The following is a 13,341-nucleotide window of genomic DNA, read 5'->3' as shown; positions in this document are numbered from 1 at the left end:
TCGAGATCAACGAGGCGTTCGCCGCCCAGGCCGTGGCATGTGCCCGGGAACTCGGACTCGACGAGGAGATCGTCAACGTCTACGGCTCGGGCATCAGCCTCGGTCATCCGATCGCCGCGACGGGCGCGCGGATGGTGACGTCGGCGATCTACGAACTGCGCAGGCGCGGTGGCGGTATCGGTGTGCTGTCCATGTGTGCAGGCGGCGGCATGGGCGCGGCAATGGTCATCGAGGTGGTCTGACATGACCGCACTGATCACCGAGGGGCTGTTCCGAGTCGACGGTGAGCGGGCCGTGTTGTTCGGGTCGCGGCGGCGCAGCACCGGCGTCGTCAAGTTCCCGGCGGAGCGCCCAGAGCTGTTCGACGGCAGCCCGCAGGTTCAGGCCGACATCGAGCCGCTTGAACTGTCCACCGAGGGAACGCTTTACACATTCACCACCCAGGAGTTCGCTCCGCCCCTGCCGTACAAGGGCAAACGGGACCCGAAAGTGTTCAAGCCCTACGTGGTGGGCTTCGTCGAGTTGCCGGAGGGCTTGCTCGTGGAGTCGCTGATCATCGACGCCGCCGCGAGCGACCTGCGGATCGGCCAGCGGCTGGTTTCTGCCACCACCACGCTGGACACCGCGGCCGGCGAATCGTTTGTGACGTTCGCATTCCGCCCGGCTTAGCATTGATCCGGTGACCGACCTCGGCACGCCGGAGTTCGCGCTACATCCGCTGCACGGCATCCATCAGCCCACCACTGGGAATCCGGCGCGGCGCCGCGGCTCCGCGCGCCGGACTTCGTCCATCGATATGACCCGCGACGAGGGCTCGCTGGACCCCGTCTATCTGCAGGGGCGAGCGCGCGATCTGTGGACGGCGGCCGACGGGTCGGTGTCAGAAGTCGGTGCGGCAGAACTCTCGGCCACCATCGAGCTCGTCGCCCGCGTCGTCCGACATGTCGAGGTAGTCCCGCCAGTCGCGGGGTTGGCCCGGCTATCCGGCGCACCGGCGATGAGCGGGTTCCGCGCCGCCGCCGACAAGGCCGCCCCAGAGCTTCGGCAGCACCACGACCTCCGCTACACGCTTCTCGACGACGTTCCGGTCGCAACGCTGATCTCGGGTCATGCGCTGTCGGCCTCGAACGTGCTCGGGCACTTCACGAAATCGGGCTATCTACCTGTCGCAGACCAGTGCGCAGGGTTCGCCACCGGCGGGCTGCTGATGACCTCGTTCGAAGCCGGCGACCCCGCGATCGTCACCGGTCCGGAAGCTCCTGATCTCGATCACGACAGTGATCGACTCGCGTGGCACCCGATGGCGCAGTTGCCGCGTCATGGCATGCGCAGGCGGCGTCGCATCGACGTCTTGGATGCCGGTGAAGACAGCCGAGTCGGCATCGATGCAATGTTCCGCGATACCTATGTGCGTGCCGACGGGGTGGAGACGATCATCCACGAGTACACCTTGGAGGCCACCGTCGACACCGCCAGCGGAGTCATCGTCGAATCGCAGGCCACTCCCCGGGTGCTGCCGTGGCAGGAGTGCCCCGGCGCGGTCGCCAGCGCCGAGCGGATCACCGGAATGACGTTGGGCGAGCTGCACTTCCGGGTCCGGCAGGAACTGTTCGGGACAAGTACGTGCACCCATCTCAACGACCTGTTGCGCAGCGTCGCTGACGCCGAGGTGCTGATTGGCCTTTGCCGCGGCACCTAGTCTTCTCTAGGTGGCCCGTGGTCGCCGGCAGCGGTCCGTTCTGGGCGAAAAGGGTCAGCCGGCCGCCATTTAATAAGCAGACCTAACATTTTCGTATACGCTGTGTTCTTCCGCGTTCGAGTGGCAGCGAAGGGACTCCGATGGCCAGAACAGACGATGACACTTGGGACATCAATGAGAGCGTCGGCGCGACCGCCCTGGGGGTCGCAGGCGGCCGGGCAGCCGAGACCAACAGCGCTGATCCGCTGATCAGCGATCCGTTCGCAAAACTCTTTCTCGACGCGGCGGGCGACGGCATCTGGCGGATCTACCTCGACGCCGAATTGCCTGCCGAGCTGGTCGATCTCGATCCGGAACTACCGGTCCGCATGCAGGCAATGATGGGCTATACGGCCTGCCGGACGAAGTTCTTCGACGAGTACTTTCTCGCCGCCGCCGGTGCCGGTATCCGCCAGGCGGTGATCCTTGCCGCCGGTCTGGATGCGCGCGCATGGCGACTCGCCTGGCCTGCCGGGTGCGTGGTCTACGAGATCGACCAGCCCAAGGTGCTGGAATTCAAGACGGGCACACTGGAATCTCACCAGATCGCACCGATCGCGACCCACGTCGGCGTCGGCATTGACCTGCGTCAGGACTGGCCGACAGCGCTGGTGGAGTCCGGGTTCGACCCGTCGCTTCCGCCGGCGTGGTCGGCTGAAGGACTGCTGCCCTATCTGACGGCGGACGCCCAGAACTTGCTGTTCGACCGCATACAGTCGCTCAGCGCCCCCGGCAGCCGGATCGCTGTGGAGGCATTCACCAACGAATTCTTCAGCCAGGACAGCTTCGCGCGCCGAGAAGAGCAGATGCATCGGTATCGCGCGGCGGCGGTCAAAATGGGCGCCAAAGACATCACCGAAGCCGGCAACCTGCTGTACGACGAAGAGCGCACAGAAGTTGTGGACTGGCTGCGCGCCCACGGCTGGACTGTCACCACTGCGATGAGCGCCAACGACCTGATGGCCGCGAGCAACCGGGCCGTCCCGCCCGGCCTCGATGACGCGGTTCCGGAGAGCGTGTTCGTCGAAGCTACTTCGGGGGCAGCCTGATCCCGCCGTCCACCCGGACGACCTCTGAGTTCATGTAGGAGTTGGTCACCAGTTCCACGACCATCGAGGCCAGTTCATCCGGCCTGCCCAGGCGGTGCGGGAACAGCACGGAGTCGCCCAGCTTCGCCTTGAAGGCCTCCGACTCCTCGCCTGCTCCGTAGATAGGCGTGTCGATCAGCCCAGGCGCGATGGTGTTGACCCGGATCCCGACCGCGGACAGATCACGGGCCACGGGCACCGTCATGCCGACGACACCACCCTTGGACGACGAGTACGCCGCCTGCCCGATCTGCCCGTCGAAAGCAGCGACACTGGCCATCGATACGATGGCGCCGCGCTCGCCGCCATCCAGTGGCTCATTCGTGCTCATCTGCGTGGCAGCCAACCGTATGCAATCGAAGGTGCCGATCAGGTTGATTGCTATGACCTTTTTGTAGAGGTCGAGATTGTGCGCCGATGCGAACTGACCGTCCTTGCCGATGGTGCGCTGTGCCCAACCGACGCCTGCGGAGTTGACCAGGATGCGCAGTGGGCCGAGCTCGGCGGCCCTGTGGACAGCGGCTTCGATTTGTCCGGTATCGGTGACGTCGACGGCCACGAACACGCCGCCGATATCGTCGGCAAGTGCAGTCCCGCGGTCTGCCTGCACATCGGCGACGACGACCCTCGCCCCCCTCGCGGCCAACTGCCGTGCAGATGCCGCGCCGATACCGGACGCGCCACCGGTGACTATTGCGCTGGCTCCGTTGATATCCACTACGACCTCCACGCCAGTTCGACGCGTTGCCACCCATTCAGCAGTGCCGTCGGATTGCGTTGCAGCGGAGCGCCAGTCAGTTCCAGGTCATCGAGATATGGCAGCAGTCCACCGATCGCTGCCCGCACTTCCTGACCGGCCAGGTGGGCACCAAGACAGAAATGGATCCCGTGTCCGAACGAGAGATTCTTGGCGGCCGACCGAGTGATGAGAAAGCGGTCGGGCTCGTCGAAGCGTCGGGGATCGCGGTTTGCGGCGGCCATGTGCAGCGCCAGGATGGACCCCTTCGGAATCGTCGTGCCCGCGATCTCGGTGTCTTCCGTTGCCTCGCGAAACGCGAACTGTATCGGCGCAGTCAGCCGGTTCGCCTCATCGACTGCGTTGGGCAGCAAGGACGGATCGTCAAGTAGCAGTTGGAGCTGGTCGGGGTTGGCCAGCAGTTCGACCACGGTGTTGCCGATGAGGTTCGTGGAGGTCTCGTTGCCTGCGACCATGATCGTGATCGCCACCATCAGCGTTTCGACATTGCTCAACGACTCGTTGTCGATCGCCGCCACCATCGCACTGACTAGATCACTCCTCGGCTCAGTGCGCCGCGCCTCGATCAGCGGCACGAAGTACGTGCTGAACTCCTTGATGGTGCTCAGCATCAACTCGTTACGTTCGGCGGGACTGCTGAACTCGGCGCCGGCGGCCGCAGCGAACGCATCGGACCAGCGTTTAGCCCGCCCGAACTCACTTCGGTCGATGCCGAGGATGTGACAGATCATCTCCACCGGCAGCGGTACGGCCAGCCGCTCGACGACATCGAAGCTGGGCACGTCGTTGATACCGGCGAGGCAGCGCTCGACGATCGAACTGATCGCGTTACCCATCTCCTTGATCCGAGGCGGGGTGAACCCTCGGCTGACGATTCTGCGAATACGCGTGTGCTGGGGCGGGTCCGCGGCGGCAATCGTCTTGGCGGAGGCCATCTCGTTCATGTCGACGGGGATCCCGGCTGCCAGGGCCATGAGTCGTTCGATGACTTCGGGTTTCATCTCGGCATCCGACGACGCCGATTCACCCTCGTACGGGTTGGGGCGCGATGAGAACACATCGGGGGTCGACTGCACCGTCTTCACGTCGTCGAACCGCGATATCACCCAGATGTTCGACCGCGTCCGATAAACGGGGAAGCGTTCGCGGAGCTGGGCGTAAACCGTCGGCAACTGTTCGTGCGGACCGGGCTTGAACGGCTCGAAATCCAACCCACACCGGTCGGCCGACACAGTCTCTCCTGTTCGTTGGCGAACTTGAGCCTGTCCGCAGCACCTCGAGCGGGCAGCGTAACGGACAAGGTATGTGCGCAATAGTAGGATGTCGTTTGCGTAGAAAGCAAGTATCGGTACACTTTGCTAGCACCTCATGTAATCAGACGCGACCACTAGGTGCAGAAGAACGCACGAGGAGATGAGCCAGTGTTCACCGCTCATGTCGTGGAGGTGGCGATAGCCACACCCCACGGCGACGGGTTGCGCGCCGCTGTCGTTCGCGCAGTCGATCAATGGAACGCCGTCGGGTCGCGGCGGCATCAAATCGTGCTCGCGCCCTCATTCGGGCAGGCCTCCACCCGGGCTGCCGAGGATCTGGACCGCGCTGATGTGTCGATCTCAGTTTTCGACCCGATGCAGCCAAATCTGAATGAAGCGATAGGCGACGTCGTGCACTCGAGGAGGGCCGGCACGTTGGCCTTGGTGTGGCTAGTCGCTGAATCACCTTCCGACATCCAAAACGCGGACGATCAAGCCAGGCTCAGGGAAGTGACGCAGAGGCTGGCATGCGAAGGAGTGGTTCCACGTTTCATCGGTCACAGAGATTCTGCCGCCGAGAGCCGCGTGTACGAGGCGATTGCAGCGGACCTGCCCTACTCCGATCTCAGCGCGCTGATCGCGCGGTTCGAAAGTCGCGCGGCTGCGCGCCGAGTCGCGACGTACCGAAGCCCGGTGCCCTTGCTTGGCCCGCAGATCTGGGCTGTGACGGTGATGAATCACAGCACCTTCATGGCGACCGGCCTTACGGTGACGGTGGATGCCGTCGACTCCCATGGCAATCTTCTGACCGACGGGGCGCAACGTTCAACGCAGGCGCTCGCCGATGTCGTCGCCAAGTTGAGAGTCGGTCCGGATGCCCCGGCGCCGACTGCGGGGCCCTCATTCCCGGCCGGCCGGATGGAGATTCTCGCCTCGCACACGGCGCTGCGCTACCCGCGCTGGTTGAGGCCGCATCAACGTGCGTCTGGTCTTTATGTCTTGGCGCTCAACGCATCTCTTCGGGTGCGCATCGAGTTCGAGGACGAAACGGGAGCATCGTGGTCGAGGACGAACGACGCCGAGCCCGAGAGAGTCAGGGAAGGCCTCTTGTTGTGTCCATAGATATCCCTAGACCCACCAACATGCCGTCCTATGAGGTGGTCGGCGACTGGGCAGATCTGCCCGGCGTCGAGGGCGCCGAATCCTGTTGGGTGCACAACGCTGTCGTCGCAACCGACGGCGGAGAAATCATCTGTTTTCACGCAGGTCAACTCGTCGCGTTCGATTCCGATGGCCGGCTCTTGCGTGTGGTCGAGACGGGCCTCACGGAAGGCCACGGCATCACCCTCGTCCGCGAAGGCGACGCCGAATACCTCTGGGTCAGCGATCCCGGATTCGTCTTCCTCTGCGGTGCCGGCGACGGCGACCCGAATTGGACTCCGCTGTTCGGCAAGGGTGTGCACTGCGAAACAAGGGCGCCTCGGGTGGTGAAGATGAGCCTCGACGGCCAGATACTCTTCGAACTGCCCACGCCGCAGCAGGATCCGGCAATTCCTGCCGGTCCGATGGGGCCGTACTGTCCGTGCGGCTGCGCCGTGGACGAGGAGCGGTTCGGCGGAACAGGGGACATCTGGGTAGCCGATGGATACGGATCTGGCTTGGTCCACCGCTTTGACAAGAACGGAAACCACCTTTCGACATTGACCGGCGAAGAGGGAACCGGGCGACTCCTGTGTCCGCACGCGATCTTCATCGACCGGCGAAATGACAAGGTTCCCGAGCTCTACATCGCCGACCGTATCAACGTGCGGGTCCTCGTTTACGACCTGGAGGGCCGCTACCTGCGCACGTTTGGCGAGGCCTTCCTGAACAGTCCAAGCGACTTCGCGCGATGGGGCGACCTACTGGTGGTCGCGGAGATCTATGAGCGCCTGGCCGTTCTGGATTCCGAGGATCACCTCGTCGGGTACATCGGCGCCAACCCGGATCCCGAAGCGGCGCAGGGATGGCCGACCCGACCGGGGTGGCCCAATGACCTGGCCGACGACGGGCGTGCTGAGATACCCGATCTGCCTCAGCACGACCGCTTTAATTCACCACATGCAGTGGCAACAGACGCAGACGGAAACCTCTACGTCACTGAATGGTTGCTCGGCGGGCGCTACACCAAACTCGCGGTGCGGCGCTGACCGGTTGGGCTGACCCTAGATCCGTTCGACTACCATTGCGGAGCCCATGCCTCCGCCGGCGCACATCGCCACCACGCCTATCCGCGAATCGCGTCGTGCGAGTTCATGAATGATCGATACGACCATGCGGGCGCCGGTCGCTGCGATCGGGTGGCCGAGACTGATGCCGCTTCCGTTGACGTTCACGATCGATTCGTCCAAACCGAGGTCACGGGTACACGCCACCGCCATCGTCGCGAAGGCTTCGTTGATCTCGACGAGGTCGACGTCATCGAGTGTGAGACCACTACGCTTGAGCGCCAGCGGGATTGCCGTCACCGGGGCCATCCCGGTGTGCTTGACCTCCACGCCGACGGACGTCCACCCGCGTATCCGTGCCAGCGGGGCCAGGCCGTGACTGGCCGCGAAGTCGGCGCTCCCGATGACCAGCGCTGCGGCGGCGTCGTTGATGCCGGCGGAGTTGCCGGCCGTGACGACGGCGCCGGGCATTTCTGGGTGTAGGACCTTCAGTCCGGCGAGCGCTTCGGGCGTGGTGTCCCGCGGGTGTTCGTCGGTGCCGAACATGACGGTCGTCGCGCCGTGACCGACGGGGACGGCGACGATCTCGTCGTCGAAGTACCCTTTGGCGATCGCGTTGAGCGCACGTTGATGTGAGCGTGCGGACCAGGCGTCGGCCTGCTCGCGGGTCACGTGATGCAGCCGGGCGGTGTTCTCTCCGATGGTCACCGACATGTCGAAGGCAGGCACCCCGGGGGCATCGGGGTGGCTCTGCGGCGACCAAGGGGTGGGCTCCTGCGCCCCGGGCGCCATTTTCGTAAGCCGAGGCATGGTGCTAGCGCTTTCTGTTCCGCCGGCGACGATCACGTCTGCCATGCCGGCCATGATGGTGGCCGCCGCCAACTGCACTGCGGTGGCGCCCGAGGCGCAGTGTCGGTTGATGGCCACCCCGGGCACGCTGGTCATACCCAGACGCACCGCGATGTTCCGCGCGATCACGCCGCCACCCTGTAACGACTCGGCGAGGATGAGGTCGTCGAGCTCGGCGATCGCGATATCGGACCGTTGCACTGCCGCGCCGACGGCGACCTCGGCGAGTTGGTAGGCGTCCAAGGAAACCAGGGATCCCTTGCGGGCCCGGCCAATCGGTGTTCTGGCGGCTGAAAGGATGAATGCGTCAGGCATCGAATCTCAGGCCCAGAAGTTGTACAGGGTGCGGGCATTCAGCTCGACGATCTTGCGCGCCTCTTCGTCGGGCACATCGACGAGGTGCTCGGCGAGCAGCTTGCGCGTGTGCGGCCAGTTGGAATCCGAATGGGGGTAATCGCTTTCGAACATGATGTTGTCGATGCCGATTCGGTGGCGCTGCTCGATGCCGGACTGGTCGGAGATGAAGCATCCGTAGATGTGCTCCCGGAACAAATCCGAGGGAAGTTTGTCGGGATTGATGTCGCACCAGTACTTGTGGCGACCCCAGGAGTAGTCGATGCGTTCGAGCAGGTATGGCATCCATCCGATACCGCCCTCAGAAAGGGCAACCTTGACGTTGGGAAACTTGTAAAAGACGTCCGACATAAGCAGGTCGACGGTGGCCATCATCGAATTCAGCCCGAACAGCGCGATACCGATGAACAGGTCACCGTCGGGAGCAAGTCCCTGCGGCATACCGCCTGAACCGAAGTGCATCGACAGCGGTAGGCCGGCCTCCTCGCAAATGTGAAAGATCGGATCCCAGTGGTCGGTGTGATAGGACGGCAGACCGATCTTATGAGGCGCCTCGATGAAGGAGATGGATTTGGCACCCTTGGCGGCGGTCCGCTCGATCTCGGCGACAGATGCCTCGATGTCCCAGAACGGCACCATCATCAAGGGAATCTGGCGCTCGGGCGCATAGGAGCACCACTCATCGAGGATGAAGTCGTTGTAGGCGCTGATGCATATCTTCGCGAAGTCTTTGTCGGTCGCCGTATGGAAGGTGCTTCCGGCGAAGCCACCGAAGTTGGGGAAGCACAACTGGGCCCAGACACCCTCGATGTCCATGTCCCTGATGCGGTCCTCGATGTCATGGCAGCCCGGCAGCATGTCGTCATAGCTGCGGGGGTCCATCCCGAAATCCCGCGGGTGCTTGCCCGCGACGGCGTTGAGCGCGAAGTTGCCGGACTGCTTCCCCTCGTAGAGCCAGGTGTCATTGCCGTCGGGCAGCTTGACGATGCGCGGAGCTACCTCCGCATACTTGGCCGGCACCCGGTCCAGCCAGACGCGCGGGTGCTCGATGACGTGGTCGTCGACCGAGATGATCTTGGCGTCGTCGGGCAGCATGCGAGTTCCCTCCTAGAAGATAGGCACGCGGGCTCTCACAAGAGGTAAGAACCGACCTTCCCCAGAGTAGAACGACGAGTTCATTTTGTGCAACGCAGATGTGCTGGCTCGGGCGGAACTGGGCTATTCATTCAGTCCGTAACGATCCGTAATGCCTGTTTCGGACAGGCGCTGACCGCCTCAATCACCGATGGCTCCAGTCCTGTGGGCGGTTTCGCGAGGAGGATGTGCACGACCTCATCGTCGCTCAGATCAAACACTTCAGGGGCTTCTGCCACGCACAATGCATTTGCTTCACAGAGATCGGGATCGACTGTCACCTTCATGGACCCAGTAGACCATCACTTTCTTTCTACTACAATCAGGTTCTCTCTGAATGCATGTCATGGGTTCGCCATGTGGCACACTTGCCCTACCGGTGCGGTCGACTCGCCATCGGCAAGTGTCTACGCCAGCGGAGGTTAGAGATGAACAACGCCGTGGTCGTCGATGTCGTCCGGTTGGCCTCAGGCAAAGGCAAACCCGGTGGCGCACTGTCGGGCTGCCACCCCGTCGACTTGCTGCGCCAGGTGCTGGTGGAGATCCTGACCCGAAACGATTTGGATCCCTGCTGTATCGACGATGTCATCGCCGGATGCGTGGAGCAGGTGGGCGAGCAGAGCTTCAACATCGCCCGCAGCGCGGTTCTGGCCGCAGGCTTTCCGGAGTCCGTGCCAGCCACGACCGTTGACCGCCAGTGCGGTTCCAGCCAGCAAGCTGTGCACTTCGCCGCCCAGGGCGTCATGGCCGGCGCGTACGACGCCGTGATCGCCTGCGGCGTCGAGTCCATGAGCCGGGTTCCGATGGGAACAGCATCATCGGGCGCCGATACCTTCGGGCCGAGCGTCGCGGCGCGGTATCCGCAGGGCCTGGTCAAACAGGGGGTGGCCGCCGAACTGGTGGCGGAACGATGGAAGCTTGACCAGGAAGCGCTGGATTCTTTCGCCGTCACCTCACATCAACGGGCCGCGGCCGCGGCAGCCGACGGATGTTTCGCCAACGAGATCGTCGCGATGCCGATCGTCGACGCGACCGGCCGCCCCGGTACGCACGCCGTCGATGAGACCATTCGAGCCGACAGCACCACGCAGGCGCTCAGCGGTCTGAAGCCGTCCTTCGCCTCGACCGAAGCGGCCGAGCGCTTTCCCGCCCTCGAGTGGCGGATCACGCCGGGGAACTCTTCTCCACTGACGGACGGGGCTTCGGCGGCGTTGATCATGAGCGAGCGGATGGCACTCGCGTCTGGCCTGCGGCCCCGCGCCCGGTTTCATGCGTTCTCCGTCGCAGGGGACGACCCGCTCTACATGTTGACCGCACCCATTCCGGCCACTCAACGGGCATTGCACCGCGGGGGCCTGACGCTCGACGATATCGATGCATACGAGGTCAACGAGGCATTTGCTTGTGTGCCACTGGCCTGGGCGCAGGAGCTGGGTGCTGATCCGGAGCGGCTCAATCCGTGGGGAGGAGCAATCGCGTTGGGACACGCACTGGGGTCCTCTGGAACACGGCTGCTGGCAACCCTGGTCAATCACCTGGAGGCCACTGGCGGCCGCTACGGCCTGCAGACCATGTGTGAGGGGGGCGGGATGGCGAACGCGACCATCATTCAACGGCTCTGAGGCGGTGGAAGGACTTTCAACAACGAGAGGGCACGATGGCTGTTGACAACATTCTGGTGATCACCGGGGGTGCGGGCGGCATGGGGCTGGCCTGTGCCCGCGCACTCGCCGATCGCGGGCGTCTGTTGCTGGTGGATCTCCGCGAGGATCTGCTCGACCAGGCGCGCAAGGCCCTGGGCGCGCAGGGGGCGGTCGTGGACACGCTGTCCTGTGACGTGACCTCTGCGACTGATGTCGCTGCGGTCGCCGATCGGGTGAGCGGGCTTGGCCGCCTGCGCTGCCTAGTGCATACCGCGGGCGTTTCACCGGAGATGGCCGATGCGGCCACGGTGCTCGACGTGGATCTGGCCGGGTCGGTTCGCATCACCGACGCCTTGTTCCCCCTGGTCAACCCGGGCAGCTCCGCGATCCTGATCGGATCCATCGCCGGCTACAGCGATGTTCCCGCGGCGGTGGAGCCGTTCCTCGACGATCCGCTGGCTGACGGTTTTCTCGCGGCGATCGAGCAGGCACTCGGCCGGCCGCTGGACAGTGCCACGGCCTATGTCCTCGCCAAACGCGGCGTGATCCGGCTGGTGGAACGCCTGGCCACGCCGTGGGGCAAGACTGGCGGCCGCGCCGTCTCGATCTCACCCGGCCTGATCGACACGCCGATGGGCAGGCTGGAGCTGGATCGTCAGCCCATTGTGCCCGTCATGGTCGAGGTGACGCCGGTGAAACGTCCGGATAGGCCACTACCCGGGCGGCCCGGAGACATCGCGGCGGCTGTGGCCTTTCTCGAGTCCGACGGCGCGGCGTTCATCTCCGGCTGCGACATCCGCGTCGACGGCGGGCTCGTGGGTGCGGGCAGGCACCTGATGGGTGTCGGTGGATGACGGTGAACAGCGCCAACTGGATCGACCCGGAGATCGCCGAATGTCTTCGCGATTTCCCGGATTTCGACTTCTCCGCCGAGAACCTCGCCGCCATGCGCGCCGGAAGCACGTTCGAGCCGCTGTCCGCATCCGACATCGAGCGCACCGAGCTGATCACCGAACGCGGAGACGTCGCGCTCTCTGTTCTTCGACCCATCGAGCTCGGCGACACGCCGCCTGCCGTGTACTGGATGCACGGCGGCGGGATGGTCATCGGAAACCGGCACATGGACGACACCCGGCTGATGGAGTGGTGCCGCTGGCTGGGCTGTGTGTGCGTCAGCGTCGAATACCGGCTGGCGCCCGAAGCGCCTTACCCCGCGCCGCTGGACGACTGCGACGAGGGGCTCCGCTTCATCGTCGACCACGCCGTTGATCTGCAGATCGATCCGCGGCGGGTTGGGATCGCCGGCCGAAGCGCGGGCGGTGCGCTTGCCGCGAGCCTGGCAATGCGGTGGCGCGATGGCGGGCAGGTACCGCTGCTGTTCCAGTATCTGGAGTACCCGATGCTCGATGACCGCGGCCTGACCGTGTCCAGCCAACTCGAAAGATTGCCGGTTTGGAGTCGCGAAGCCAATGCGTTCGGCTGGTCGGCATATCTCGGCGACCGCTACGACACCGACGGCGTGCCGGCGGATGCGGCGGCAGGCCGGGCAACCGAATTATGTGGGCTGCCACCGACATTCGTCGGTGTGGGCGCGGTGGACTGTTTGCGTGACGAATCGATCGAGTTCGCGGCTCGACTGTGCCGGGCGGGCGTGCCCACCGAACTGCACGTCTACGCAGGCGCAGTTCACGGCTTCGACATGTTCGCAGGCACCGCGGTCGCTCGAACCGCGGCACGCGACAGCGCGGACTGGCTTGCCCGCCAGTTCGACCGGCGTGTGGTCGCTTAGGGCCGGCCCCGTGGACCTTGGACTCGCCGACGCCACCGCCGTCATCGCCGGCGGCACCCGCGGTATCGGACTCGCGACCGCTGCGTGCGTAGCCGAACAGGGCGCACGGGTCGCCATCATCGGCAGGGATGACAACCGACTGGCCGCCGCCGGCACCGCTCTAGCGGCCGCCGGCAGTCCCGAGGTGCTGACGCTGAAGGCGGATCTGGGCTCGCCATCCGACGTCGAGGACGCCTTCGCGACGGTCGGCGCACGGTGGGGCGCCCTCAACGTGCTGGTCAACGCTGCCGGGCCAGCAGGGGCCGGTCGCTTCGAGGATCTCGACGACATGCGGTGGACGGCGGCATTCGACTCAGGCGTGGTGTCCGCTGTGCGAACTGTGCGAGCGGCGCTGCCACTATTGCGTGCCGCGCCGTGGGGCCGGGTGGTGAATGTGACGGCGATGTCGGTGCAGCACCAGTCGGCGGGCTTGGTGGGCTACACCGCGGCCAAGAGCGCGTTGCTCAGTGTCACGAAAAACCTCGCCCGC

Annotated in this window: 14 protein-coding genes and 1 pseudogene; 10 read left to right on the top strand and 5 right to left on the bottom strand. The window is 64.7% G+C overall.

Going from position 1 to position 13,341, the window contains the following annotated elements:
• From QOC76_RS31330 to QOC76_RS31315, 4 genes and pseudogenes are all read left to right on the top strand, one after another.
• A pseudogene (locus QOC76_RS31330) lies at nt 1–242 on the top strand (acetyl-CoA C-acyltransferase); the annotation flags it as partial.
• A gap of 1 nt (nt 243) precedes the next feature.
• Nucleotides 244–669 (top strand): Zn-ribbon domain-containing OB-fold protein, encoded by a 426-nt coding sequence (locus QOC76_RS31325; RefSeq protein WP_526363947.1) that lies wholly within the window; start codon nt 244–246, stop codon nt 667–669.
• Between the two features lie 10 nt (nt 670–679).
• A complete protein-coding gene (locus QOC76_RS31320) occupies nt 680–1,699 on the top strand; it encodes a DUF2889 domain-containing protein (RefSeq protein ID WP_526363945.1) in 1,020 nt (339 codons plus the stop codon).
• A 140-nt stretch (nt 1,700–1,839) separates the two neighbouring features.
• On the top strand, nt 1,840–2,787 hold the full coding sequence (locus tag QOC76_RS31315) for a class I SAM-dependent methyltransferase (RefSeq protein WP_526363943.1): 948 nt from the start codon (nt 1,840–1,842) through the stop codon (nt 2,785–2,787).
• On the opposite strand, the gene QOC76_RS31310 is transcribed toward QOC76_RS31315, so the two are convergent.
• Complete coding sequence (locus QOC76_RS31310) at nt 2,768–3,544, bottom strand: SDR family NAD(P)-dependent oxidoreductase (RefSeq protein ID WP_526363941.1); 777 nt, start codon at nt 3,542–3,544, stop codon at nt 2,768–2,770. The two genes, QOC76_RS31315 and QOC76_RS31310, sit on opposite strands and share 20 nt — an antisense overlap.
• A complete protein-coding gene (locus QOC76_RS31305) occupies nt 3,544–4,815 on the bottom strand; it encodes a cytochrome P450 (protein ID WP_526363939.1) in 1,272 nt (423 codons plus the stop codon). The genes QOC76_RS31310 and QOC76_RS31305 overlap by 1 nt, the downstream gene beginning before the upstream one ends.
• A gap of 243 nt (nt 4,816–5,058) precedes the next feature.
• Here QOC76_RS31305 and QOC76_RS31300 point away from each other — a divergent pair, with 243 nt between their 5' ends.
• Together QOC76_RS31300 and QOC76_RS31295 are read left to right on the top strand one after the other, a co-directional pair.
• The gene (locus QOC76_RS31300) at nt 5,059–5,958 is read left to right on the top strand and encodes a hypothetical protein (protein WP_526363937.1); all 900 of its coding nucleotides are present in this window, start codon (nt 5,059–5,061) and stop codon (nt 5,956–5,958) included.
• Between the two features lie 20 nt (nt 5,959–5,978).
• Entirely contained in the window at nt 5,979–7,025 is a 1,047-nt protein-coding gene (locus QOC76_RS31295; protein ID WP_526363935.1) for an NHL repeat-containing protein, read from the top strand.
• 15 nt (nt 7,026–7,040) lie between these two features.
• Here the strand turns inward: QOC76_RS31295 and QOC76_RS31290 are convergent, their stop codons facing one another.
• From QOC76_RS31290 to QOC76_RS31280, 3 genes are all read right to left on the bottom strand, one after another.
• Nucleotides 7,041–8,207 (bottom strand): thiolase family protein, encoded by a 1,167-nt coding sequence (locus QOC76_RS31290; protein ID WP_526363933.1) that lies wholly within the window; start codon nt 8,205–8,207, stop codon nt 7,041–7,043.
• 6 nt (nt 8,208–8,213) lie between these two features.
• Entirely contained in the window at nt 8,214–9,341 is a 1,128-nt protein-coding gene (locus QOC76_RS31285; protein ID WP_526363930.1) for an amidohydrolase family protein, read from the bottom strand.
• A gap of 131 nt (nt 9,342–9,472) precedes the next feature.
• The gene (locus QOC76_RS31280) at nt 9,473–9,667 is read right to left on the bottom strand and encodes a ferredoxin (protein ID WP_526363928.1); all 195 of its coding nucleotides are present in this window, start codon (nt 9,665–9,667) and stop codon (nt 9,473–9,475) included.
• Nucleotides 9,668–9,808: 141 nt separating this feature from the next.
• Here QOC76_RS31280 and QOC76_RS31275 point away from each other — a divergent pair, with 141 nt between their 5' ends.
• The 4 genes from QOC76_RS31275 to QOC76_RS31260 form a co-directional block, all read left to right on the top strand.
• Nucleotides 9,809–11,002, top strand: a complete 1,194-nt coding sequence (locus QOC76_RS31275) for a thiolase family protein (protein ID WP_526363926.1) — start codon at nt 9,809–9,811, stop codon at nt 11,000–11,002.
• 35 nt (nt 11,003–11,037) lie between these two features.
• The gene (locus QOC76_RS31270; protein WP_526363924.1) at nt 11,038–11,877 is read left to right on the top strand and encodes an SDR family NAD(P)-dependent oxidoreductase; all 840 of its coding nucleotides are present in this window, start codon (nt 11,038–11,040) and stop codon (nt 11,875–11,877) included.
• Nucleotides 11,874–12,812 (top strand): alpha/beta hydrolase, encoded by a 939-nt coding sequence (locus QOC76_RS31265; protein WP_526363922.1) that lies wholly within the window; start codon nt 11,874–11,876, stop codon nt 12,810–12,812. Before QOC76_RS31270 ends, QOC76_RS31265 begins: the two co-directional genes overlap by 4 nt.
• A gap of 10 nt (nt 12,813–12,822) precedes the next feature.
• Nucleotides 12,823–13,341: SDR family NAD(P)-dependent oxidoreductase (locus tag QOC76_RS31260; RefSeq protein ID WP_526363920.1), on the top strand; the 519-nt coding region annotated here is incomplete at its 3' end.

This window comes from Mycobacterium sp., assembly GCF_032159565.1.
Lineage (GTDB): Bacteria > Actinomycetota > Actinomycetes > Mycobacteriales > Mycobacteriaceae > Mycobacterium.
Note: the sequence above shows the minus strand (reverse complement) of the source record. Positions and strands in the feature narration are given on the sequence as shown.

Coding starts and splice junctions, on each gene's coding strand:
- QOC76_RS31325 (WP_526363947.1), top strand. CDS start 244: ATGACCGCACTGATCACCGAGGGGCTGTTCCGAGTCGACGGTGAGCGG.
- QOC76_RS31315 (WP_526363943.1), top strand. CDS start 1,840: ATGGCCAGAACAGACGATGACACTTGGGACATCAATGAGAGCGTCGGC.
- QOC76_RS31280 (WP_526363928.1), bottom strand. CDS start 9,667: ATGAAGGTGACAGTCGATCCCGATCTCTGTGAAGCAAATGCATTGTGC.
- QOC76_RS31290 (WP_526363933.1), bottom strand. CDS start 8,207: ATGCCTGACGCATTCATCCTTTCAGCCGCCAGAACACCGATTGGCCGG.
- QOC76_RS31270 (WP_526363924.1), top strand. CDS start 11,038: ATGGCTGTTGACAACATTCTGGTGATCACCGGGGGTGCGGGCGGCATG.
- QOC76_RS31295 (WP_526363935.1), top strand. CDS start 5,979: ATGCCGTCCTATGAGGTGGTCGGCGACTGGGCAGATCTGCCCGGCGTC.
- QOC76_RS31275 (WP_526363926.1), top strand. CDS start 9,809: ATGAACAACGCCGTGGTCGTCGATGTCGTCCGGTTGGCCTCAGGCAAA.
- QOC76_RS31285 (WP_526363930.1), bottom strand. CDS start 9,341: ATGCTGCCCGACGACGCCAAGATCATCTCGGTCGACGACCACGTCATC.
- QOC76_RS31265 (WP_526363922.1), top strand. CDS start 11,874: ATGACGGTGAACAGCGCCAACTGGATCGACCCGGAGATCGCCGAATGT.